At 64.7% G+C, this 22653-nt stretch carries 30 protein-coding genes; 29 read left to right on the top strand and 1 reads right to left on the bottom strand.

Features of this window, described 5'->3' with window-relative positions; all coding sequences use genetic code 11:
- Window positions 1–69 precede the first annotated feature (69 nt).
- The 25 genes from AO057_RS00550 to tatC all read left to right on the top strand — a co-directional run bounded on the left by AO057_RS00550 (window position 70) and on the right by tatC (window position 18502).
- Window positions 70–1536, top strand: a complete 1467-nt coding sequence (locus tag AO057_RS00550) for a glutamate synthase subunit beta (protein ID WP_057673792.1) — start codon at window positions 70–72, stop codon at window positions 1534–1536.
- Between the two features lie 184 nt (window positions 1537–1720).
- Window positions 1721–2536 (top strand): ABC transporter ATP-binding protein, encoded by an 816-nt coding sequence (locus AO057_RS00545; protein WP_057673791.1) that lies wholly within the window; start codon window positions 1721–1723, stop codon window positions 2534–2536.
- Complete coding sequence (gene mlaE / locus AO057_RS00540; RefSeq protein ID WP_057673790.1) at window positions 2533–3315, top strand: lipid asymmetry maintenance ABC transporter permease subunit MlaE; 783 nt, start codon at window positions 2533–2535, stop codon at window positions 3313–3315. The genes AO057_RS00545 and mlaE overlap by 4 nt, the downstream gene beginning before the upstream one ends.
- Window positions 3316–3325: 10 nt before the next feature.
- Window positions 3326–3808 carry an outer membrane lipid asymmetry maintenance protein MlaD gene (gene mlaD / locus AO057_RS00535; protein ID WP_057673789.1) on the top strand — a complete coding sequence of 161 codons (483 nt, stop codon included), beginning with the start codon at window positions 3326–3328 and terminating at the stop codon, window positions 3806–3808.
- 83 nt (window positions 3809–3891) lie between these two features.
- Window positions 3892–4584, top strand: coding sequence for an MlaA family lipoprotein (locus tag AO057_RS00530; protein ID WP_240480807.1), 693 nt, complete (start codon window positions 3892–3894; stop codon window positions 4582–4584).
- Window positions 4585–4675: 91 nt separating this feature from the next.
- Window positions 4676–5326 (top strand): MlaC/ttg2D family ABC transporter substrate-binding protein, encoded by a 651-nt coding sequence (locus tag AO057_RS00525; RefSeq protein WP_057673787.1) that lies wholly within the window; start codon window positions 4676–4678, stop codon window positions 5324–5326.
- A 2-nt stretch (window positions 5327–5328) separates the two neighbouring features.
- A complete protein-coding gene (locus AO057_RS00520) occupies window positions 5329–5601 on the top strand; it encodes an STAS domain-containing protein (protein WP_057673786.1) in 273 nt (90 codons plus the stop codon).
- Window positions 5602–5641: 40 nt separating this feature from the next.
- Window positions 5642–6559, top strand: a complete 918-nt coding sequence (locus tag AO057_RS00515; protein WP_057673785.1) for an ABC transporter ATP-binding protein — start codon at window positions 5642–5644, stop codon at window positions 6557–6559.
- The gene (locus AO057_RS00510; protein ID WP_057673784.1) at window positions 6556–7311 is read left to right on the top strand and encodes an ABC transporter permease; all 756 of its coding nucleotides are present in this window, start codon (window positions 6556–6558) and stop codon (window positions 7309–7311) included. The genes AO057_RS00515 and AO057_RS00510 overlap by 4 nt, the downstream gene beginning before the upstream one ends.
- Before the next feature lie 5 nt (window positions 7312–7316).
- Window positions 7317–7559, top strand: coding sequence for a BolA family protein (locus AO057_RS00505; RefSeq protein WP_057673783.1), 243 nt, complete (start codon window positions 7317–7319; stop codon window positions 7557–7559).
- 6 nt (window positions 7560–7565) lie between these two features.
- On the top strand, window positions 7566–8831 hold the full coding sequence (gene murA / locus AO057_RS00500; RefSeq protein WP_057673782.1) for a UDP-N-acetylglucosamine 1-carboxyvinyltransferase: 1266 nt from the start codon (window positions 7566–7568) through the stop codon (window positions 8829–8831).
- A gap of 12 nt (window positions 8832–8843) precedes the next feature.
- Window positions 8844–9485 (top strand): ATP phosphoribosyltransferase, encoded by a 642-nt coding sequence (gene hisG / locus AO057_RS00495; protein WP_057673781.1) that lies wholly within the window; start codon window positions 8844–8846, stop codon window positions 9483–9485.
- On the top strand, window positions 9482–10810 hold the full coding sequence (gene hisD / locus AO057_RS00490; RefSeq protein WP_057673780.1) for a histidinol dehydrogenase: 1329 nt from the start codon (window positions 9482–9484) through the stop codon (window positions 10808–10810). Before hisG ends, hisD begins: the two co-directional genes overlap by 4 nt.
- Window positions 10807–11904, top strand: a complete 1098-nt coding sequence (gene hisC, locus AO057_RS00485) for a histidinol-phosphate transaminase (RefSeq protein ID WP_057673779.1) — start codon at window positions 10807–10809, stop codon at window positions 11902–11904. The genes hisD and hisC overlap by 4 nt, the downstream gene beginning before the upstream one ends.
- The gene (gene hisB, locus AO057_RS00480; RefSeq protein WP_057673778.1) at window positions 11901–12497 is read left to right on the top strand and encodes an imidazoleglycerol-phosphate dehydratase HisB; all 597 of its coding nucleotides are present in this window, start codon (window positions 11901–11903) and stop codon (window positions 12495–12497) included. Before hisC ends, hisB begins: the two co-directional genes overlap by 4 nt.
- A gap of 4 nt (window positions 12498–12501) precedes the next feature.
- Window positions 12502–13176, top strand: a complete 675-nt coding sequence (gene hisH / locus AO057_RS00475; protein ID WP_057673777.1) for an imidazole glycerol phosphate synthase subunit HisH — start codon at window positions 12502–12504, stop codon at window positions 13174–13176.
- Window positions 13177–13231: 55 nt separating this feature from the next.
- The gene (gene hisA, locus AO057_RS00470; RefSeq protein ID WP_057673776.1) at window positions 13232–13972 is read left to right on the top strand and encodes a 1-(5-phosphoribosyl)-5-[(5-phosphoribosylamino)methylideneamino]imidazole-4-carboxamide isomerase; all 741 of its coding nucleotides are present in this window, start codon (window positions 13232–13234) and stop codon (window positions 13970–13972) included.
- A complete protein-coding gene (locus AO057_RS00465; RefSeq protein WP_057673775.1) occupies window positions 13965–14807 on the top strand; it encodes a D-hexose-6-phosphate mutarotase in 843 nt (280 codons plus the stop codon). The genes hisA and AO057_RS00465 overlap by 8 nt, the downstream gene beginning before the upstream one ends.
- A gap of 31 nt (window positions 14808–14838) precedes the next feature.
- Window positions 14839–15630, top strand: a complete 792-nt coding sequence (gene hisF, locus AO057_RS00460; RefSeq protein WP_057673774.1) for an imidazole glycerol phosphate synthase subunit HisF — start codon at window positions 14839–14841, stop codon at window positions 15628–15630.
- A gap of 26 nt (window positions 15631–15656) precedes the next feature.
- A complete protein-coding gene (gene hisI, locus AO057_RS00455) occupies window positions 15657–16046 on the top strand; it encodes a phosphoribosyl-AMP cyclohydrolase (protein ID WP_057673773.1) in 390 nt (129 codons plus the stop codon).
- Window positions 16047–16051: 5 nt separating this feature from the next.
- Window positions 16052–16432 (top strand): phosphoribosyl-ATP diphosphatase, encoded by a 381-nt coding sequence (locus AO057_RS00450; RefSeq protein ID WP_057673772.1) that lies wholly within the window; start codon window positions 16052–16054, stop codon window positions 16430–16432.
- A 38-nt stretch (window positions 16433–16470) separates the two neighbouring features.
- Window positions 16471–16842, top strand: a complete 372-nt coding sequence (locus AO057_RS00445; protein WP_057673771.1) for a histidine triad nucleotide-binding protein — start codon at window positions 16471–16473, stop codon at window positions 16840–16842.
- Between the two features lie 65 nt (window positions 16843–16907).
- Window positions 16908–17159 carry a Sec-independent protein translocase subunit TatA gene (gene tatA, locus AO057_RS00440; protein ID WP_057673770.1) on the top strand — a complete coding sequence of 84 codons (252 nt, stop codon included), beginning with the start codon at window positions 16908–16910 and terminating at the stop codon, window positions 17157–17159.
- A 22-nt stretch (window positions 17160–17181) separates the two neighbouring features.
- Window positions 17182–17649 carry a Sec-independent protein translocase protein TatB gene (tatB, locus tag AO057_RS00435; protein ID WP_057673769.1) on the top strand — a complete coding sequence of 156 codons (468 nt, stop codon included), beginning with the start codon at window positions 17182–17184 and terminating at the stop codon, window positions 17647–17649.
- Between the two features lie 67 nt (window positions 17650–17716).
- On the top strand, window positions 17717–18502 hold the full coding sequence (gene tatC / locus AO057_RS00430) for a twin-arginine translocase subunit TatC (protein ID WP_057673768.1): 786 nt from the start codon (window positions 17717–17719) through the stop codon (window positions 18500–18502).
- Between the two features lie 2 nt (window positions 18503–18504).
- On the opposite strand, the gene AO057_RS00425 is transcribed toward tatC, so the two are convergent.
- A complete protein-coding gene (locus tag AO057_RS00425; protein WP_057673767.1) occupies window positions 18505–19650 on the bottom strand; it encodes a S1C family serine protease in 1146 nt (381 codons plus the stop codon).
- A 27-nt stretch (window positions 19651–19677) separates the two neighbouring features.
- On the opposite strand from AO057_RS00425, the gene AO057_RS00420 reads away from it, so the two are divergent.
- The 4 genes from AO057_RS00420 to petA all read left to right on the top strand — a co-directional run bounded on the left by AO057_RS00420 (window position 19678) and on the right by petA (window position 22652).
- Window positions 19678–20058 (top strand): hypothetical protein, encoded by a 381-nt coding sequence (locus tag AO057_RS00420; RefSeq protein ID WP_057673766.1) that lies wholly within the window; start codon window positions 19678–19680, stop codon window positions 20056–20058.
- Window positions 20055–20813: a Nif3-like dinuclear metal center hexameric protein gene (locus tag AO057_RS00415; RefSeq protein ID WP_057673765.1), complete on the top strand. Its 759-nt coding sequence runs from the start codon at window positions 20055–20057 to the stop codon at window positions 20811–20813. The genes AO057_RS00420 and AO057_RS00415 overlap by 4 nt, the downstream gene beginning before the upstream one ends.
- A gap of 1 nt (window position 20814) precedes the next feature.
- Window positions 20815–21870, top strand: a complete 1056-nt coding sequence (pdxA, locus tag AO057_RS00410; protein WP_082605351.1) for a 4-hydroxythreonine-4-phosphate dehydrogenase PdxA — start codon at window positions 20815–20817, stop codon at window positions 21868–21870.
- A gap of 170 nt (window positions 21871–22040) precedes the next feature.
- Entirely contained in the window at window positions 22041–22652 is a 612-nt protein-coding gene (petA, locus tag AO057_RS00405; protein WP_057673763.1) for a ubiquinol-cytochrome c reductase iron-sulfur subunit, read from the top strand.
- Window position 22653: the final 1 nt, after the last annotated feature.

Here is a 22653-nt window from a genome sequence, read left to right as displayed (position 1 = left end):
CGGGACAGATCAGGATTTGCGTAGCGAATCTGCTCTGTCCCCAACTGAACAGAGAAACAGGAAAGCATCATGGGAAAAGTCACCGGCTTCATGGAGTACGAGCGCATCGAGGAGGGCTACGAGCCCGTGGCGAAGCGCGTCAAGACCTACAAGGAATTCGTGATCGGCCTGAGCGATGAGCAGGCCAAGGTGCAGGGCGCACGCTGCATGGATTGCGGCACACCTTTTTGCAACAGCGGCTGCCCGGTCAACAACATCATCCCGGACTTCAACGACCTGGTCTACCAGGGCGACTGGAAGAACGCGATCGAGGTGCTGCACTCGACCAACAACTTCCCGGATTTCACGGGTCGTGTCTGCCCGGCGCCCTGCGAGGCGGCCTGCACGCTCAACATCAATGACGATGCCGTGGGCATCAAATCGATCGAGCACGCCATCATCGACAAGGCCTGGGAGCAGGGCTGGGTCAAGCCGCAGCCGGCCACTGTGAAGACCGGCAAGAAGATCGCCGTCGTCGGCTCGGGCCCGGCCGGCATGGCGGCCGCCCAGCAGCTGGCACGTGTTGGTCACGCCGTGACCGTGTTCGAGAAGAACGACACCATCGGCGGCTTGCTGCGCTTCGGGATTCCCGACTTCAAGTTCGACAAGTCGCACATCGACCGCCGGGTGAAGCAGATGGAAGCCGAGGGCGTGGTGTTCAAGACCAACGTCATGGTCGGCGAATTGCCCAAGGACTCCAAGGTCACCAACTGGGCCAAGGAAACGGTCAGCCCCGCGCAACTCCAGAAGGAGTTTGATGCGGTGGTGCTGGCCGGTGGTGCCGAGCAGTCGCGCGACCTGCCCGTGCCGGGGCGTGACCTCGATGGCGTCCATTTCGCCATGGAATTCCTGCCCATGCAGAACCGCATCAACGCGGGCGGCAAGATCAAGGACCAGATCCGCGCCGATGGCAAGCACGTCATCGTGATCGGTGGCGGCGACACGGGCTCCGACTGCGTCGGTACCAGCAACCGCCATGGCGCGGCCAGCGTGACCCAGTTCGAAGTGATGCCCCAGCCGCCCGAGCAGGAGAACAAGCCCCTGGTCTGGCCCTACTGGCCGCTCAAGCTGCGCACCAGCTCCAGCCACGAGGAAGGCTGTGCGCGCGAGTTCGCCGTCTCGACCAAGGAATTCATGGGCAAGAACGGCAAGGTCACCGGCCTGAAGACCGTGCACGTCGAGCTCAAGGACGGCAAGTTCGTCGAGATTCCGGGTACCGAGAAGGAATACAAGGCGGATCTGGTGTTGCTGGCCATGGGTTTTGTCAGCCCGGTGGCGACCATCCTGGATGCCTTTGGCGTCGGCAAGGATGCCCGTGGCAACGCCAAGGCCGGCACGGACTTCCAGGGTGGCTACCTCACCAGCGCACCCAAGGTCTTTGCGGCGGGCGACATCCGCCGCGGACAGAGCCTGGTGGTGTGGGCGATTCGGGAAGGCCGCCAGGCTGCCCGGGCCGTCGATGAGTTTCTGATGGGTAGCAGCACCCTTCCGCGCTAGGCGGCCTTCCCGAATCGCCCGATGGGCGCAACAGGAATGGCGGGCTGGCCGCCCGCCATGCGCGAGGGACGCCAGGCCGCGCGTGCCGTCGACGAGTTCCTGATGGGGGTCAGCACCCTGCCGCGCTGACCAGCCGCTTTGCCGTATGATGCAAAAGCCGGAACACGCCGGCTTTTGCATTTTTATGGCTGCATCATCAGACACTCCCTTGGTCGAGCTGCGCAACGTCACCTTTGGCTACAGTGACCGCGTCATTCTTGACAACGTCAGCCTGAGCATTCCGCGTGGCAAGGTGACCGCCCTGATGGGGGCGTCCGGCGGAGGCAAGACCACCGTCCTGCGCCTGATTGGCGGGCAGAACCTGGCCCAGCAGGGTGAGGTGCTTTTCGATGGCGAAGATGTGACCCGCATGGACCAGCACCAGCTGTACCTGGCGCGGCGCCGCATGGGCATGCTGTTCCAGTTCGGTGCCCTGTTCGCCGATCTCAGCGTGTTCGAGAACGTGGCGTTTCCCCTGCGCGAACATACCGATCTGACCGAGGAACTGGTTCGTCACCTGGTGTTGATGAAGCTCAATGCCGTCGGCTTGCGCGGTGCGCGCGATCTGATGCCCAGCGAGGTCTCGGGCGGCATGGCGCGGCGTGTGGCGCTGGCGCGGGCCATCGTGCTCGACCCCGAGCTGGTGATGTACGACGAGCCGTTTGCCGGGCTGGACCCGATTTCCCTGGGTACGGCCGCCCAACTGATCCGTCGTTTGAATGACGCCATGGGGCTGACCAGCATCGTCGTGTCGCACGACCTGGAGGAAACCTTCCAGATTGCCGACCAGGTGGTGATCCTGGCCAACGGCGGCATCGCGGCCCAGGGCACGCCTGATGAAGTGAAGCGCTCGACGGATCCCCTGGTGCAGCAGTTCGTGCAGGCCCGGGCCGAAGGGCCGGTGCATTTTCACTATCCTGGCCCCAGCGTCGAGCAGGATTTCGGCGAGGTACAAGCATGAGCTGGTGGCGCCCATCCGATGTCGGTTATGCCGTGCGGCGCAAGCTCGACGACATGGGCTACGCGACGCGGCTGTTCTTTCGGCTGGTGCAGCTGGCCGGCCCCACCTTCAAGCGCCTGGGGCTGGTGCGCGACCAGGTGCATTTCCTGGGCAACCACTCACTGGCGATCATCGTGGTCTCGGGCCTGTTCGTGGGTTTCGTGCTGGGCCTGCAGGGTTACTACATCCTGGTGGACTACGGCTCGACCGAGGCGCTGGGCCAGATGGTGGCGCTGAGCCTGGTGCGCGAACTCGGCCCGGTGGTGGCGGCCTTGCTGTTTGCCGGCCGTGCCGGTACCTCGCTGACCGCCGAGATCGGCCTGATGAAGGCGGGCGAGCAACTCAGCGCCATGGAAATGATGGCAGTCGACCCGGTCCGCCGCATCCTGGCGCCGCGCTTCTGGGGCGGCGTGATCGCCATGCCTCTGCTGGCCGCCGTCTTCAGCGCGGTGGGCGTGATGGGGGGCTGGCTGGTCGGTGTGGTCATGATCGGCGTTGATCCGGGGGCTTTCTGGAGCCAGATGCAGGGCGGCGTCGATGTCTGGAATGACGTGGGCAATGGTGTCGTGAAAAGCATCGTGTTCGGCTTCACTGTGAGCTTCGTGGCCTTGTTGCAAGGTTATGAGGCGCAGGCGACGCCTGAAGGGGTGTCGAGTGCCACCACGCGGACCGTGGTGATGGCCTCGCTGGCGGTTTTGGGTCTGGATTTCATCCTGACGGCAATGATGTTTACGATTTGAGGAGAGTGTGGTGCAACGCTCAAAAAATGATGTGTGGGTCGGCCTGTTTGTCCTGATCGGCGGGGGGGCCATCCTGTTCCTGGCGCTGCAGGCCGCCAATCTGCTGAACCTGAGCTTCCAGTCCACCTACCGCGTCGAGGCCCGGTTCGACAACATCGGGGGGCTCAAGCCCAAGGCGGCCGTCAAGAGTGGTGGCGTGGTGGTGGGCCGCGTCGAGGGAATCACCTTCGATGACAAGACGTTCCAGGCCCGCGTGGTGCTGGCCATGGAGAGCCGGTACAAATTTCCCAAGGACAGCTCGCTCAAGGTTCTTACCAGCGGTCTGCTGGGTGACCAGTACATCGGCATCGAGGCCGGCGCCGAGGAGAAGAACCTGGGCGCAGGTGACGTCATTTCCTCCACCCAGTCGGCCATCGTGCTGGAAAACCTGATCGGCCAGTTCATCTACAACAAGTCGGCTGAAGGCGCTGGGCCGAACGCGGCCAAGAAATGACGTTGGCGGGTTGCTCACACCCGGGCCGGCCAGTTCTGCAGTCCTGGCTGTTGCGCCTGCTGGCGCTGGCGCTGGGCTTGCTTATGACCGGCTGCGCGACCGGTCCGCAAGCCAATCCTGCGGACCCTCTGGAACCCTGGAACCGGGGTGTCTACAAGTTCAACGATGCGCTCGACCGCGCCGTGCTCAAGCCGGTGGCCACGGTTTACCAGGAGTCCACGCCTGAGCTGCTGCGCAGGGGCATCGGCAACTTCTTCGCCAATCTCGAAGATGCCTGGACCACGGTCAACAGCGTGTTGCAGCTCAAGGGACAGGCTGCCGGCGAGAGTTTCACCCGCTTCTGGGTGAATTCCTTCTTCGGGCTGGCGGGCGTGCTGGACGTGGCCAGCGAGATGCAGATCCCGCGCCACAACGAGGATTTCGGCCAGACCCTGGGTTATTGGGGGGTGGGGGCGGGGCCTTATGTCATGCTGCCCTTGCTGGGGCCCTCGACGGTGCGCGATACCGCTGCCCTGCCCGCGGATTGGCGTGGGGACCTCGTGACCCATATCGAGGATGTGCCCACGCGCAATACGCTGATCGGCGTGCGCGTGGTTCACAAGCGGGGACGCCTGCTCAAGCAGGAAGACCTGCTTGAAGGGGCTGCCCTGGACAAATATACTTTCCTGCGCGACGCCTATCTGCAGCATCGACGCAATCTTGTCTATGACGGGAACCCGCCCGAAGAGCCGATGATCGAAGATGTCGAGACTGACGGGGATGAAACTGCCAAATGATGTCTTCCCTGTCGGCTGGGAAGAGCTGGCGGGCGTTACGGTGAGGTCGGCATCCAGCCGACGCATTGCCTGTGTTCTGGAGTGTTACACCATGCAACGACGAGTTTTCCATCGCCTGCTGGCCGCCTGTGCCGCCATGGCCATTCTTCTGGCACCGGCCTGGACGCCTGCCTGGGCGGCCGACGAAGGTGCTGATGTCGTGATCCTGAAGCTGTCGAACGAGGTGCTCGACAGCATCAAGGCTGATGCGGCCATCAAGAACGGCGACATCAATCGCCTGATCGCCCTGGTCGACAGCAAGATCATGCCCAACGTGAATTTCCAGCGCATGACGGCGGCCTCGGTCGGGCCCGGCTGGCGCCAGGCCACCCCGGAGCAGAAGAAGCGCCTGCAGGAGGAATACAAGATCCTGCTGGTGCGCACCTACGCCGGCGCCCTGTCACAGGTCAACGACATGACGGTATCTCTCAAGCCCATGCGTGCGGCGCCAGAGGACAAGGAAGTCGTGGTCCGCACGGAAGTCAAGGGCAAGGGCAATCCTGAACCCGTGCAGCTGGACTACCGCCTGGAGAAAACCCCGGGTGAGGGCCGGGGCTGGAAGATCTACAACCTCAACGTCATGGGCGTCTGGCTGGTGGAAACCTACCGCAGCCAGTTCGCCCAGGAGGTCCATGCCAAGGGCATCGACGGCCTGATTGCCTCGCTGGTCGAGCGCAACAAGGCCAATGCCAGGAAGGCCTGAACATGCTGGTCCTACCCTCTGAACTGACCCACAAGCAGGCCTCGGCCTGTCTGCGCATGCTGGTGCAGGGCCTGCCGTCGCAGACGGGGGCCGCGGTGGTGGTGGACGCAGCTTCGCTCCAACGCTTCGATTCTTCCGCCCTGTCCGTGCTGCTGGAGTTCCGCCGTGCCAGCCTGAAGCGCGACAAGGGTTTCGAAATTCGCAACCTTTCCTCCCGCCTGGTCGATCTGGCCCGCCTCTATGGGGTGGCCGAACTGCTGTTGCCGGCCACCTGAGCGCAGGGGCTCCCGCGAGCGCCTAAAATAGCGGGTTCCCATGCCCGCCATCTCCTTCCAGTCCGTCTCCCGGCTCTATCCGCTCGCCCGCGGTCCCAAGGGCGCCACCTTCGCCGCTCTGGACGATGTCAGCCTGGACATCGAGGAGGGCGAGTTCTTCGGCCTGCTCGGCCCCAATGGCGCGGGTAAGACCACCCTGATCAGCATCCTGGCCGGCCTGGTGCGTGCCAGCCAGGGCAAAGTGTCCGTGCTGGGCCATGACGTGCAGGCCGACTACGCCCAGGCGCGCAAGCTGCTCGGCGTGGTGCCCCAGGAACTGGTGTTCGACCCCTTCTTCAATGTGCGCGAAACCCTGCGCATCCAGTCTGGCTATTTCGGCGTGAAGAACAACGACGCCTGGATCGACGAGCTTCTGGAAAGCCTGGGCCTGGCCGACAAGGCCCAGGCCAATATGCGCCAGCTCTCCGGCGGCATGAAGCGGCGTGTGCTGGTGGCCCAGGCCCTGGTGCACAAGCCACCGGTCATCGTGCTGGACGAGCCCACCGCTGGCGTCGACGTGGAGTTGCGCCAGACTCTGTGGGCCTTCGTCTCGCGTCTGAACAAGCAGGGCCACACGGTGCTGTTGACCACGCACTATCTGGAGGAGGCCGAGGCCCTGTGCGGCCGCATTGCCATGCTCAAGGCGGGCCGGGTGGTGGCGCTGGAACGCACCAGCGAATTGCTCAAGACCGCGTCCAGCCATGTGCTGCGCATGAAAATCGAGGGGCAGCTGCCGGCCGGCCTGGCCAAGCAGGCGCGGGTGACCGGACGCATCGTGCAGTTTCCCGCGCATGACGCGCGCGAGATCGAGACCTACCTGGCCGCCGTGCGCGAGGCCGGGGTGGTCGTGGACGATGTCGAGATCACCAAAGCCGATCTGGAAGATGTCTTCCTCCAGGTGATGGGAGATCAGAAATGAGCGGCTGGCAGACCCTGCTGTACAAGGAAGTGCTGCGTTTCTGGAAGGTCAGCTTCCAGACCATCGCCGCGCCGGTGCTCACGGCCGTGCTCTACCTGCTGATCTTCGGCCATGTGCTGGAAGACCACGTCAAGGTCTACGACCGCATCGGCTACACCGCTTTCCTCATTCCCGGGCTGGTGATGATGAGCGTGCTGCAGAACGCCTTTGCCAACAGTTCGTCCTCGCTGATCCAGAGCAAGATCATGGGCAACCTGGTCTTCCTGCTGCTCACCCCCCTGTCGCACTGGGCCTGGTACCTGGCCTACGTCGGCTCTTCGGTGCTGCGTGGCCTGGTGGTGGGCTCGGGGGTGTTCCTGGTGACCTTCTGGTTCACCGACCTCACGATCCAGGCGCCGCTGTGGATTCTGGTGTTTGCTGTGCTGGGGGCGGCCCTGCTGGGCTCGCTGGGCCTGATCGCCGGCCTGTGGGCCGAGAAGTTCGATCAGCTGGCGGCCTTCCAGAATTTCGTCATCATGCCCATGACCTTCCTCAGCGGCGTGTTCTATTCCATCCATTCCCTGCCGGCCTTCTGGCAGGGGGTGAGCCACCTCAACCCCTTCTTCTACATGATCGACGGCTTCCGCCACGGTTTCTTTGGCGTGAGTGATGTCTCGCCCTGGTTGAGCCTGGCCATCGTGGGCATCGCGCTGCTGGGGGTTGGCAGCCTGGCCGTGCAACTGCTGCGCACCGGCTACAAGATACGCGGATAAACAACATGACTGCAGATGAACTCCAGACCCTCATCGCCGCCGCACTGACGTGCGAGCACATCGAGCTCACGGGTGACGGGCGCCATTGGTATGCCACCATCGTCTCGCCCGAGTTCGAGGGCAAGCGCCCCATCCAGCGTCACCAGCGCGTTTATGCCACGCTGGGCCAGAAGATGCACACCGACGAAGTGCATGCCCTGTCCATGAAAACCTATACGCCGGCCGAATGGGCCGCGCAAGCGAAGTGAACGACCATGGATAAATTGCTGATACGCGGCGGGCGCGAGCTGCGCGGTGAAGTGCCGATTTCCGGCGCCAAGAACGCGGCCCTGCCCGAGCTCTGTGCTGCCCTCCTGACGGCGCAGCCGGTGACGCTGCTCAACGTGCCGCGCCTGCAGGACGTGTCCACCATGCTCAAGCTGATCCGCAACATGGGCGTGCAGGTTCAGCAGAGCGACGACGGCACGGTGCACATCGATGCGTCCACCCTGAGCAGTCCGGAAGCGCCGTACGAACTGGTCAAGACCATGCGCGCTTCGGTGCTGGCCCTGGGTCCGCTGCTGGCCCGCTTTGGCGAGGCCACAGTCTCGCTGCCCGGCGGCTGCGCCATCGGCTCGCGACCGGTGGACCAGCACATCAAGGGCCTGACGGCCATGGGGGCCGAGATCACGGTCGAACATGGTTACATGATTGCCAAATTGCCCAAGGGCAGGAAACGCCTGCAGGGCGCGCGCATCACGACCGACATGGTCACCGTCACCGGCACCGAGAACCTGTTGATGGCTGCGACCCTGGCCGAAGGCGAGACCATCCTGGAAAACGCGGCGCAGGAGCCGGAGATTCCGGATCTGGCCGAAATGCTCATCAAGATGGGCGCGAAGATCGAGGGGCACGGCAGCAGCCGCATCCGTATCCAGGGCGTGGAGGCCTTGCACGGCTGTGAGCACCAGGTGGTGGCCGACCGCATCGAGGCGGGCACCTTCCTGTGTGCCGTGGCGGCCACGGGGGGCGATGTGGTGCTCAAGTATGGTCGCGCCGACCATCTGGACGCCGTGATCGAGAAGCTGGTGGCCGCGGGCGCCACCGTGACCGCCTTGCCCGAGGGCATCCGCGTGCAGTCGCAGGGCCGGTTGCAGGCGCAGAGCTTTCGCACCACCGAGTACCCGGGTTTCCCCACCGATATGCAGGCCCAGTTCATGGCGCTCAACTGCATCGCCCAGGGGACGGCCAAGGTGACCGAGACCATCTTCGAAAACCGTTTCATGCACGTCAACGAGCTGGTGCGCCTGGGCGCCAGGATCCAGATCGACGGCAAGGTGGCCGTGATCGAAGGGGTCGCGCATCTCTCGGGCGCCACCGTCATGGCCACCGACCTGCGGGCCTCGGCCAGCCTGGTGATCGCCGGCCTGGTAGCCGAGGGGGAGACCGTTGTCGACCGCATCTATCATCTGGACAGGGGTTATGACCGCATGGAAGCCAAGCTGGCAGCCATAGGCGCGGACATCGAGCGTATCAAGTGAGAAAATGACCCAATGATCACACTCGCCCTCTCCAAAGGTCGCATCTTCGACGAGACCCTGCCCCTGCTCAAGGCGGCCGGCATCGAGGTGCTGGACGATCCCGAGAAAACCCGCAAGCTCATCCTGGCCACCAACCAGCCCGAGGTGCGTGTGGTGCTGGTGCGTGCCACCGATGTGCCGACCTATGTGCAGTACGGCGGCGCCGATCTGGGCATCACCGGCCTGGACACACTGATCGAGCATGGCAGCGACGGGCTCTACCAGCCGCTGGATCTGCAGATCGCCAAGTGCCGCGTGAGCGTGGCCGTGCGCGAAGGCTACGACTACGCCGCCGCGGTACGCCAGGGCGCGCGCCTGCGCGTGGCGACCAAGTACGTGGCCATCGCACGCGAATTCTTTGCCGCCAAGGGCGTGCACGTGGACCTGATCAAGCTCTACGGCAGCATGGAGCTGGCGCCGCTGACCGGTCTGGCCGACGCCATCGTCGACCTGGTCTCCACCGGCAACACGCTCAAGGCCAATCACCTGGTCGAGGTCGAGCGCATCATGGACATCAGCTCGCGTCTGGTCGTCAACCAGGCCGCGCTCAAGCTCAAGCGCGAACCGATCCGCCGCATCATCGACGCCTTCGGCCAGGCACTGGGGCAGCCATGAGCCTCCAGGCCCGCCCCTTGCGCCTGTCCACCGCGCAAGCTGATTTCGAGCAGCGTTTCAAGGAGCGCCAGCACTGGTCCGGCGAGACCGATGCGGCCATCGAGTTGCGCGTGGCCGAGATCCTGGCCGACGTGCGTATGCGCGGCGATGCCGCCGTGCTGGAGTACACCGCGCGCTTCGACGGGTTGCCGGCCACGTCGATGCAGGCGCTGGAGTTGACGCAGGACGAACTGAAGGCCGCCTATGAAGCGCTGCCTGCGGCGCAGCGCGAGGCCCTGACCGCTGCTGCCCAGCGTGTGCGCAGCTACCACGAGGCACAGAAGCGTGCCAGCGGCGAGAGCTGGAGCTACCGTGATGCCGACGGCACCCTGCTGGGCCAGAAGGTCACGCCGCTGGACCGTGTGGGCATCTACGTGCCGGGCGGCAAGGCCGCTTATCCGTCTTCCGTGCTGATGAACGCCATTCCCGCCCATGTGGCCGGGGTGGGCGAGATCATCATGGTGGTGCCTACCCCGCGCGGCGAGAAAAACCCGCTGGTGCTGGCGGCCGCTTATGTGGCCGGCGTCACGCGTGCCTTCACCATCGGCGGCGCCCAGGCCGTGGCGGCCCTGGCCTACGGTACGGCCACCGTGCCCGGCGTGGACAAGATCACCGGCCCCGGCAATGCCTATGTGGCCAGCGCCAAGCGCCGTGTCTTTGGCCAGGTCGGCATCGACATGATCGCCGGCCCCAGCGAAATCCTGGTGCTGGCCGACGGCAGCACACCGGCCGACTGGGTGGCCATGGACCTGTTCAGCCAGGCCGAGCACGACGAACTGGCGCAGAGCATCCTGCTGTGCCCCGATGCGGCATATATCGACGCCGTACAGCGCGAGATCGACCGCCTGCTGCCCCAGATGCCGCGCGCCGAGATCATTGCCAAGTCGCTCAACGGCCGCGGTGCCCTGATCCACACGCGCAGCATGGAAGAATCCTGCGCCATCAGCAACCGCATTGCGCCCGAGCACCTGGAAGTCTCCAGCAAGGAGCCGAACCGCTGGGAGCCCCTGCTCAAGCACGCCGGGGCCATCTTCCTCGGGGCTTACACCAGCGAGTCGCTGGGTGATTACTGCGCCGGCCCCAACCACGTGCTGCCCACCAGCGGCACTGCGCGTTTCTCCTCGCCGCTGGGCGTCTATGACTTCCAGAAACGCAGCAGCCTGATCGAGGTCAGCGAAGCCGGCGCGCAGACCCTGGGGCAGATCGCCTCGGTGCTGGCGCACGGTGAAGGTCTGCAAGCCCATGCCCGCGCGGCTGAGATGCGCCTGAAAGATCACAAGAAATGACGGTCCTCGATCCCAAGCTGCAGCGCCTGATCCGCCAGGATGTCCAGGGCATGCATGCCTATGCCGTGCAGGCGTCGGCGGGTCTGGTCAAGCTCGACGCCATGGAGAACCCCTACAGCCTGCCGCCCGCGCTGCAGGCTGAGTTGGGTCAGCGCCTGGGCCAGCTGGCGCTGAACCGCTATCCGGACGACCGCGTCAACGATCTGCGGGCCGCGCTCGCAAGCTACGCCGGCATGCCCGAGGGCTACGAGCTGATGCTGGGCAACGGCTCGGACGAACTGATCTCCCTGCTGGCCATGGCCTGCGACGTGCCGGGCGCTTCCATCCTGGCGCCGGTGCCGGGTTTTGTGATGTACGCCATGAGCGCGCAGCTGCAAGGCCTGGCCTTTCACGGCGTGCCGCTCACGCCGGAGTTCGAACTGGATGTGGTTGCCATGCTGGGGGCCATTGCCAAGCACAAACCCAGCATCACCTACATCGCCTATCCGAACAACCCGACAGCCAATCTCTGGAACGACACCGCGATCGAGAAGATCATTGCCGCCGTGGGCGAGCAGGGTGGCCTGGTGGTGATGGACGAGGCCTACCAGCCCTTTGCCGCGCGCAGCTGGCTGGAGCGCATCCGCGCCAAGCCGGCGGCCAACAGCCATGTGCTGCTGATGCGCACGCTCTCCAAGTTCGGTCTGGCCGGCGTGCGGCTGGGTTACATGATGGGCCCGGCGGCGCTGATCGCCGAGGTCGACAAGGTACGCCCGCCTTACAACGTCAGCGTGCTGAACTACGAGTGCGCGCTGTTTGCGCTCGAGCACACCGACGTGTTTGCGGCCCAGGCGCAGGAGATAAAAGCCCAGCGTGCTATGATTTTGGAAGCGTTGAAGGCCCTGCCCGGGGTCCGGGTCTGGAACAGCGACGCCAACATGATCCTGCTGCGCGTGCCCGATGCGGCCAAGACCTTCGAAGGCATGAAGGCGCGCAAGGTCCTGGTGAAGAATGTGTCGAAATTGCATCCCCTGCTGGCCAATTGCCTGCGCCTGACGGTGGGCACGCCGCAGGAAAACCAGCTGATGCTGGCCGCGCTGAAAGAATCCTTATGAGCACACCACGTATTGCCGAAGTCACCCGCAACACCGCGGAGACCCAGATCACCGTCAAGGTCAACCTGGACGGAACGGGTAAGTCGAACCTGTCGACCGGCATCGGTTTCTTCGATCACATGCTGGACCAGATCGCGCGCCACGGCCTGATCGACCTGGACATCCAGGCCAAGGGCGACTTGCACATCGACGGCCACCACACGGTGGAAGACGTGGGCATCACCCTGGGCCAGGCCGTGGCCAAGGCCGTCGGCGACAAAAAAGGTATCCGCCGTTACGGCCACGCCTACGTGCCGCTGGACGAGGCGCTGTCGCGTGTGGTGATCGACTTTTCCGGCCGTCCTGGCCTGGAGATGCACGTGCCTTTCAAGAGCGGCATGATCGGCAGCTTCGACAGCCAGCTGGCCTATGAGTTCTTCCAGGGTTTCGTGAACCACGCCTTCGTCACGCTGCACATCGACAACCTGCGTGGTGAAAATGCCCACCACCAGGCCGAGACGGTGTTCAAGGCTTTTGCCCGCGCCCTGCGCGCTGCGCTGGAAATCGACTCGCGCTCGGTGGGCACCATTCCCTCGACCAAGGGATCGCTCTAGCCGTATGACTTCCGGACTGCCGGCCAAGACCGTCGCCGTGGTGGACTACGGCATGGGCAATCTGCGCTCGGTGTCGCAGGCCGTGCAGGCCGCGGCCCAGGGCAGCGGTTGGCACGTGCTCATCACCTCGCGCCCCGATGAGGTGCGGGCGGCGGCCCGCGTCGTACTGCCGGGGCAGGGGGCCATGCCGGACTGCATGCGCGAATTGCAGGAATCCGGCCTGCGTGATGCGGTGCTGGAGGCGGCAGCGACCAAGCCCCTGTTCGGTGTCTGTGTGGGCATGCAGATGATGCTGGACCACAGCGCCGAGGGTGATACGCCGGGCCTGGGCCTGATCCACGGCGAAGTCGTCAAGTTCGACCTGGCCGGCCGCCTGCAGCCCGATGGCAGCCGTTACAAGGTACCGCAGATGGGCTGGAACCAGGTGCGGCAGATGGACCCTGGCCAGGGGCGCCACCCGGTGTGGGCCGGCGTGCCGGACGGCAGCTACTACTATTTCGTGCACAGTTTCTATGCCCGACCGTCGGATGCGCGCCACAGCGCAGGCGAGGCAGACTATGGTGGCCGCTTCACGGCGGCGATTGCACGCGATAATATTTTTGCGACACAATTCCACCCAGAGAAAAGCGCTGCCCACGGCCTGGCCCTCTATCGCAACTTCCTCCACTGGAACCCCTGATTCTTCGCCCGGTTCAACCTGAACGCGCGTCTGTCCTAGACCTTGCCCCAGCATCATGCTTTTAATTCCTGCGATTGATCTGAAAGACGGTCACTGTGTGCGCCTCAAGCAGGGCGATATGGACCAGTCCACCACCTTCGGCGAAGATCCGGCGATGATGGCGCGCAAATGGGTGAACAAGGGCGCCCGCCGCCTGCACCTGGTAGACCTGAACGGTGCCTTTGCGGGCCAGCCGAAGAACGAACTGGCCATCCGCAGCATCCTCAAGGAGGTGGGTAGCGAGATCGACGTGCAGCTCGGTGGCGGCATCCGCGACCTGGACACCATCGAGCGCTACCTGGACGCCGGCCTGCGCTACGTCATCATCGGTACGGCCGCCGTCAAGAACCCCGGTTTCCTGCAGGACGCCTGCACGGCCTTCGGCGGCCACATCATCGTCGGCCTGGACGCCAAGGACGGCAAGGTCGCAACCGATGGCTGGAGCAAACTGACCCGCCACGAAGTCGTCGACCTGGGCAAGAAGTTCGAGGACTACGGTGTGGAAGGCATCATCTACACCGACATCGGCCGTGACGGCATGCTCTCGGGCATCAATATCGACGCCACGGTCAAGCTGGCCCAGGCCCTGACCATCCCGGTGATCGCCTCCGGTGGTCTGAGCAATATGGCCGACATCGAGGCGCTGTGCGCGGTGGAGAGTGAAGGCGTCGAGGGCGTGATCTGCGGGCGCGCCATCTATACCGGCGACCTCGACTTCGAAGCCGCCCAGATCCGCGCCGACGAGCTGAATGGCTGAGCCCAGCCCCGAGCTGTTTCACGGCCTTCCTGCACTCTCCCTGAGCCTGCCCAACGGCGATCGCCTGCGGGTCCTCTTGCACGGCGCCCATGTCGTGTCCTGGGTGGCGGGTGGCCGTGAACGTCTTTATCTCAGCCCCCGCAGCGCTTTTGACGGCCAGTCCGCGATACGCGGCGGCGTTCCCGTCTGTTTTCCCCAGTTCAACCAGCGCGGGCCGCTGCCCAAGCATGGCTTCGCGCGCAACTTGCCCTGGGTGGCCGACATGCCGCCTGTGCTCACGCCGGAAGCAGCGCACATGCGCCTGCGTCTGTCCGCCAGTGCGGCGACGCGGCAATTCTGGCCCCAGGCTTTCGAGCTCACCCTGGCGCTGGAATTGCGCCCGGGCTGCCTGCAGCTCACCCTGGACGTGCACAACATGGACGTCGTGCCCCTGAGCTTCACCGGGGCCCTGCACACCTATCTGGCGGTCGATGACATCGCGGCAGTGCAGCTCGCGGGCCTGGAAGGCCGGCCCGAGTGGGATGCGCTGACGGACCAGCATGGTCGTGCGGCCGATCCCTTGCGTTTCCAGGGGGGATTCGACCGCGTTTATGACGCCGCGCCCCAGGCCTTGGTCTTGCGCGACGGGCCGCAGCGCCTGCGGATCGAACAAAGTCCCGGCTGGGCCCAGACCGTGGTCTGGAACCCGGGCGCGGAGCTGGCGGCCGCATTGCCCGACCTGCCGGCCGATGGTTATGCCCACATGCTTTGCGTGGAGGCGGCCCAGGTCATGCAGGCCATCGCCGTGCCCGCCGGCGGCACCTGGCAGGGCTGGCAGCGACTGAGCCTCGCCTGAGGGCGGGTGCGCCCCGTCCTACAATCCGGGCATGCTGGCCAAACGTATCATTCCCTGCCTGGACGTGACAGGCGGACGCGTTGTCAAGGGCGTCAATTTCGTCGAACTGCGCGATGCCGGAGACCCGGTGGAAATCGCTGCGCGTTACAACGAGCAGGGGGCAGACGAACTCACCTTCCTCGACATCACCGCGACCAGCGACGGGCGCGACCTGATCCTGCACATCATCGAGGCCGTGGCCTCCCAGGTGTTCATCCCGCTGACCGTGGGTGGCGGCGTGCGCACCGTCGAGGACGTGCGGCGCCTGCTCAATGCCGGGGCCGACAAGACCAGCTTCAATTCGGCGGCCATCGCCAACCCGCAGGTCATCCGCGACGCCTCGCACAAGTACGGCGCCCAGTGCATCGTGGTGGCCATTGACGCCAAGCGCCGTTACGGCGAAGACCTGCTGGCGCGCGGCGAGGGCTGGGACGTCTACAGCCACGGCGGGCGCAAGAACACCGGGCTGGATGCCGTAGCCTGGGCGCGCCAGATGGCCGAACACGGCGCCGGCGAGATCCTGCTGACCAGCATGGACCGTGACGGTACCAAGTCCGGCTTCGACCTGGCGCTCACGCGCGCGGTCAGCGATGCCGTCAGCGTGCCGGTCATCGCCTCGGGGGGCGTGGGCAACCTGGACCATCTGGTGGAGGGCGTCAAGATCGGCGGCGCCGATGCCGTGCTGGCCGCCAGCATCTTCCATTACGGCGAGTACACCATTGCCCAGGCCAAGGACCGGATGGCCCGCGCCGGCATTCCGGTGCGTATCGAAGCGGCAGCCTGAACACCAAACCGGACGACAATAAGCGCATGAACTGGCTCGACGAAGTGAAATGGGACGCGCAGGGCCTGGTGCCGGTGATTGCCCAGGAGCAGGGCAGCAACGATGTACTGATGTTCGCCTGGATGAACCGCGAGGCGCTGCAGAAAACCGCCGAGCTCGGGCGTGCGGTCTATTTCAGCCGCTCGCGCAGCAAGCTCTGGTTCAAGGGCGAGGAGTCGGGCCACGTGCAGACCGTGCACGAAATCCGCCTGGATTGCGACAACGACGTGGTCCTGCTCAAGGTGACCCAGCTGGGCCACGAGCCCGGCATCGCCTGCCACACCGGCCGCCACAGCTGCTTCTTCAGTGTTTACAAGGACGGCGCCTGGCGTGCCGTCGATCCGGTCCTCAAGGACCCCGAAACCATCTACAAGTGACGACCATGGCTGAGCCCACGAATTCTGTCGATGCCCTGGCCCGCCTGGCGGCCGTGATTGAGAGCCGCCTGCCAGCGCGCGGTGGCGATCCTGAAAAAAGCTACGTGGCCCGACTGCTGCACAAGGGCCCGGACGCCTTCCTGAAGAAGGTGGGCGAGGAGGCGACCGAGGTCGTGATGGCGGCCAAGGACGCGGACCACGGCGGCGAGCGCAGCAAGATCGTGGGCGAGGTGGCCGATCTCTGGTTTCACACCATGATCGCCCTGGCCCACTACGGTCTGAAGCCGGCCGACGTGATCGCCGAGCTGGAGCGCCGCGAAGGCATCAGCGGCATCGAGGAAAAGGCCTTGCGCAAGGCGCTGGCCCGCGAGAGCGGGGCGCAGTAAGCCCTCGCCATCCCTGCATCATTCACGGAGTTTCACGCATGAGTGAGGTCAAGCACAGCGATCCGGATTGCATCTTCTGCAAGCTGGTGTCCGGCAAGATTCCCGCCAAAAAGGTCTACGAGGACGAAGACATCTTTGCCTTTCACGACATCAACCCCTGGGCGCCGGTGCATTTCCTGCTGATTCCCAAGCGGCATATCCCTTCGATGGCCCAGGTCGGACCCGACCATGTGGACCTGCTCGGGCGCATGATGGCCCTGGCGCCGCGGCTGGCCCAGGAGCAGGGCTGCCGGCCCTATCCGGAGGGCGGTTTTCGCATGGTCTGCAATACCGGAGGCGACGGCGGCCAGGAAGTGCACCACCTGCACATCCACGTGATCGGTGGTCCGCGCCCCTGGTTGAAAGGTTGATTTCCCCGGTTCGCACCGATTGCGCGGCGTGGCGATTAAAATCACGAATTCCTTAGGAGAGAAATATGGGTTCCTTTTCCATCTGGCACTGGCTGATCGTGCTGCTGATCGTGGTCATGGTGTTCGGCACCAAGAAGCTGAAAAACCTGGGCAGCGACCTGGGTGGCGCCGTCAAGGGTTTCAAGGACGGCATGAAGGATGGCTCCTCGACCGAGGAGAAACCCGCTGCTGCACCCGCTCCCCAGCAGGTGGCCAGCACGGCAGCTCCCGCGGCTGACAAGAACACCATCGACGTCGAAGCCAAGACCAAGTCCTGATCGCCCCGCGTAGCCCCCCGGCATGATCGATCTCGGCCTTTCCAAGATGGCGCTCATCGGCGCGGTGGCGTTGATCGTCATCGGGCCGGAGAAGTTGCCGCGCGTGGCGCGCACCATCGGCACCTTGCTGGGCAAGGCCCAGCGTTATGTGTCGGACGTCAAGGCCGAAGTCAACCGGTCGATGGAGCTCGAAGAGCTCAAGAAGATGAAAAGCACGGTCGAGGGGGCGGCCCATGAGGTCGAGAACTCGATCCAGACCACCGCATCGGACTTCGAGAAGGACTGGGCTGGCGCAACCTCGGGGCTGGAGTCGGCGTCCGATCTGTCGTCCAGCCTGGATATCGCTCCCGAGTACAAGCACCCGGGCAAGAACTGGCGCCTCAAGCGCGGCAGCACACCCAATTGGTACAAGGCACGCCAGGGCGTTCGTACCCGGGCCTTGTCCGGCGCGGCGCGGGTGGCCCGCTACCGGCCCCAGAAACTGAACTGAGCTTCGCCGGCTCGCCCAGCACACAGGCAGGGTGCGGGCAGCACGGCCCCGCAACCGGTAACAACGCATGGCAGACCCACAAAGCAAAGACGACGAGCTGGCCGGTACCGAGCAGCCCTTCGTGCAGCACCTGATCGAGTTGCGCGACCGGCTCATCAAAACGGTGATAGCCATGGCCATTGCCGCGGCCATCCTGGCCCTCTACCCGGGCCCGGCTGCGCTCTACGACATCCTGGCTGAACCGCTGGTGGCGCACCTGCCCAAAGGCACGACGCTGATTGCCACCTCGGTCATCTCGCCCTTCATGGTGCCGCTCAAGATCCTGCTGATGGCAGCCTTCCTGCTGGCCCTGCCGGTGGTGCTCTACCAGGTCTGGGCCTTCGTCGCGCCCGGCCTGTACACCCATGAGAAGAAGCTGGTGCTCCCGCTGGTGATTTCCAGCACGGTGCTGTTCTTCATCGGCGTGGCCTTCTGCTACTTCTTCGTGTTCGGGCAGGTCTTCGCCTTCATCCAGAGTTTTGCACCCAAGAGCATCACGGCCGCGCCGGATATCGAGGCCTATTTGAGCTTTGTGCTGACCATGTTCATCGCCTTCGGCCTGGCCTTCGAGGTGCCCATCGTGGTCATCGTGCTGGCACGCATGGGCCTGGTGAGCATCCAGAAGCTCAAGGATTTCCGCGGCTATTTTGTCGTGCTGGCCTTCATCATCGCGGCCATCGTGACGCCGCCCGATGTGGTGTCGCAGCTGGCGCTGGCCATCCCGATGTGTCTGCTCTACGAGGTCGGCATCTGGGCGGCGCAGATCTTCATCAAGCACACACGTGCGCCCGACGCCGAGCCGGCTGATTCCTGATCCTATTGCTGCGGAACGCGGCGTGGTTTTGGACGAACGCCGGGCGTGATGCTGATGTCCAGCGTCCGGTCCTGACGGCGCACGCCGAAGCTGGCCGGACTGCCCGGCTTGAGTGCGGCCACCCGGGACAACAGTTCCGAAACGTTCTGCACCGGCTTGCCGGCCACGTTCGTGATGACATCACCCGGACGGATGCCGGCGAGAGCCGCCGGTCCGTTTTGCAGAACACCGGTGATGATCACGCCCTCATCCGTCTTCACGCCAAAGGTTTCCGCGAGTTCCGGCGACAGGTCGCTGGGCTCAACGCCGATCCAGCCGCGTGTGACCTGGCCTTCCTTGACGATGCTCTCCAGCACCTGCTGGGCCGTGGCCACAGGGATGGCGAAGCCGATGCCCATATTGCCGCCCGAGCGTGAGTAGATGGCGGTGTTGATGCCCAGCAGGTTGCCACTGGCATCCACCAGCGCGCCGCCCGAGTTGCCGGGGTTGATGGCGGCATCGGTCTGGATGAAGTTCTCGAAGGTGTTGATGCCCAGCTGGTTGCGCCCCAGGGCGCTGACGATGCCGCTGGTGACGGTCTGGCCCACGCCGAAGGGATTGCCGATGGCCAGCACAGGGTCGCCCACCTGCAGCGCGTCGGAATTGCCCAGCACGATGACGGGCAGCTTGTCGAGTTCGATCTTCAGAACGGCGAGATCGCTGTCCGGATCGCTGCCGATCACGCGGGCCCGGCTGCGCCGGCTGTCGTTGAGGATGACTTCGATCTCGTCGGCACCCTCGATCACATGGTTGTTGGTCAGGATGTAGCCATTCGGGCTCACGATGACGCCGCTGCCCAGGCCAACCTGGGGCTCGTTGTCCTGGTCGCCGAAAAAGAAGCGGAACCAGGGGTCGTTGCTGTTCGGGTTGCGCCGGGCTGCCTTGCTGGTGTTGATGCTGACCACGGCGGCCGAGGCTTTCTGGGCGGCCAGGCGGAAGCTGCCAGGGGGAGGAGCGGCATTGCGGTCGGAAGGCGCCTGGAAGAGGGCAACCGTCGGTGATCCGCCCTGCGGACTGAGGATCCATTCCGGCTTGAGCGTAGCCAAGACAAAATAGACCGCCAGCAAGACGGTGACAGCCTGTGAAAACAGCAGCCAGTAACGTTTCATGTGGGAAATTGTAGAGTGCCTCCTGCCATGTTGCCGCGGATCATCCATATCCAGCCACTTGCCCCGTCCAAACCGGTCCTGGGCCAGCCCTGCAATGGCTGCGGTGTCTGCTGCCTGCATGAGCCCTGTCCATTGGGCATTTTGCTGTCGGGGTACCGCCGTGGTGCCTGTACGGCGCTGCGCTGGGACGAGAACCGGGCCCAGTACCGCTGCGGTGCCATGGTGCAGCCGCGGGAGGTGCTGCGCGCCGCCTTGCCGACGGATCTGGGCTGGCTGGTGCCCGTTCTGCTGCCGGTGCTGCGGCGGCTGGCCGGCCGCTGGATTGCCGCCGGGCAGGGTTGCGACTGCAGTCTCGAGGTGTCGCCGGGCCAGCCTGACACACAAACTGACCGACAATCGGCGCCATGACGGACCGCATCCAGCTTCTGCAGGCCTTCGATGCCCTGCTGCAACCCGAGCGCTTTCGCGACTACGGCCCCAACGGCCTGCAAGTGGAAGGGCGCCTGCCAGTGCGCAAGATCATCTCGGGCGTCACCGCCAGCCGGGCCCTGATCGCGGCGGCGATTGCGGCGCAGGCTGATGCCATCTTCGTGCACCATGGCCTGTTCTGGCGCGGGCAGGATGGCCGCGTGACGGGCTGGATGAAACAACGCCTGGCCCTGTTGCTGGCGCATGACATCAACCTCTACGCCTACCACCTGCCCCTGGACGCGCATCCGGAACTGGGCAACAACGCCCAGCTCGCGGCGCGGCTGGGCTTGCAGGTTCAGTCGCGTTTTGGCGAGCAGGACATCGGCTTCCTGGGTCAGCGCATGGATGGCGGAGCGTTTGCCGATGCAGCTGCACTGGCCAGTCACGTGCAGCAGGTGCTCAAGCGCACGGTCACGGTGGTAGGAAGCTCCGGGAAAGCCATCCAGAAGATTGCGTGGTGCACGGGTGGCGCGCAGGGCTATTTCGAGGCGGCCATTGCTGCTGGCGCCGATGCCTTCATCACAGGCGAAATTTCCGAGCCGCAGGCGCATTACGCACGCGAGTGCGACGTCGTTTTCATTGCCTGTGGCCATCACGCCAGCGAACGCTATGGCGCGCCGGCCGTGGCGGGGCATGTTGCGGCACAGCTGGGGCTGGTCCATGAGTTCATCGAGATCGACAACCCGGCCTGACATGAAGCGAGCGTTGGCCATCACCCTGGGCGATGCCGCCGGCATCGGGCCGGAAATCATCGCCAAGGCCTTTCGCGATGCCCCCGAACTCACACGCGGCTGCTTCGTGGTGGGCGACGTCGCCACGTTGCGACGCGCAACGCAGCTGATCCGGCGCGAGGGCGAGGCTGTCCAGCCGCTCGTGCTGCTGGACAGCGCAGAGGATGCGCTGACGGCGCCGCCGCATTGCCTGCCGGTGCTGCAGGTCGAGGCGCTGGCGGCTCCCGTGCCTTTCGGCCGCATCAGCGCCGAGGCTGGCCGTCTGGCCGGGCGTTGCGTGGTGTGGGCGGCACAGGCCGCGCTGCGTGGCGAGATTGCCGGCCTGGTCACCGCGCCCTTGCACAAGGAAGCGCTCGCGGCGGCGGGCGCACCCTTTGATGCCTTTCCCGGTCACACCGAGCTGTTGCAGGCCGAGGCAGCGGCCTTCCTGGGGCGGCCGGTCAGCGAAGTGCCCGTGCGCATGATGCTGGTCAACGACGAGTTGCGCACGGTACTGGTCAGCATCCATGTGTCGCTGCGGCAGGCGATCGAGGCGGTGACCTTCGACAACGTGCTGCAGACCCTGCACATCACCCACGCGGCATTGACTTCCATGCTGGGCCGTGCGCCACGCATTGCCGTTGCCGGCCTGAACCCGCATGCGGGCGAGGGTGGGTTGTTCGGGCGCGAGGAGATCGACATCATTGCGCCGGTCCTGGCGCAGGCGCGTGCCGGGGGACTGGATGTGCATGGCCCGCATGCTCCGGACACCGTGTTCATGCGAGCGCGTGCACGCGAGGGCCAACCAGGTGAATTCGATGTCGTGGTCGCGATGTACCACGACCAGGGATTGATCCCTGTCAAATACCTGGGCGTCGAAAAGGGCGTGAATGTCACCCTCGGTTTGCCGCTGGTGCGCACCAGCCCGGACCATGGCACGGCTTTCGACATCGCCGGTACTGGCCGGGCCGATGCTTCCAGTCTGATCGAGGCGGTGCGCATGGCGCGCCAGTTGAGCCGGTGCCATGCGCAAAGTTGACGCCTACGCCCTTGGGGTTAGTGCTTCCGGGTATTGCGCATCAGTGCGCAAGCTCCCAAACTCCAATTTGGACCCGATGACGTCAGCTAGAATCATCAGCTGATTTGTATGATCATATAAGTCAATAAGCATATAGATTCCGAACCCGGTAGACTTGATTGAGGATTTCCATGAGCGACACGCTTGCCGATAAGAGTCAGATGGACCCGAGCAAACGGACATGGCTGATTGCCACTGGTTGTGCAGGTACCGTAGGTGGCGTGGTAGCCGCCATTCCCTTCGTCCGCACTTTCCAGCCTTCCGAGCGCGCCAAGGCGGCCGGTGCGGCGGTCGAGGTTGACATCTCTGCCCTCAAGCCGGGTGAGAAGGTGACCATCGAGTGGCGCGGCAAGCCGGTGTGGATCATGCGCCGCACGCCCGAGCAACTGGCCACCCTGGAAAAGGTGGAAGGCCAGCTCGCCGATCCGAACTCCGATCGCAAGGCCTACCCGACGCCCGACTACGCCAAGAACCGCCATCGCTCGATCAAACCGGAACTGTTTGTGGGTGTCGGCATCTGCTCGCATCTGGGTTGTTCGCCGTCCGACAAGCTGCAGCCGGGTGCCCAGCCTTCGCTGCCGGACGACTGGCAGGGCGGCTTCCTCTGCCCCTGCCACGGCTCGACCTTCGACATGGCTGGCCGCGTGTTCAAGAACAAACCGGCTCCGGATAACCTGGAAGTGCCGCCGCACATGTACCTGTCCGACAGCAAGCTGCTGATCGGTGAAGACAAGAAGGCTTGAG

Origin of the sequence: Curvibacter sp. PAE-UM (assembly GCF_001432305.1) — a bacterium.
GTDB lineage: Bacteria > Pseudomonadota > Gammaproteobacteria > Burkholderiales > Burkholderiaceae_C > Hylemonella.
This window is presented reverse-complemented; position numbering and strand designations above follow the sequence as displayed.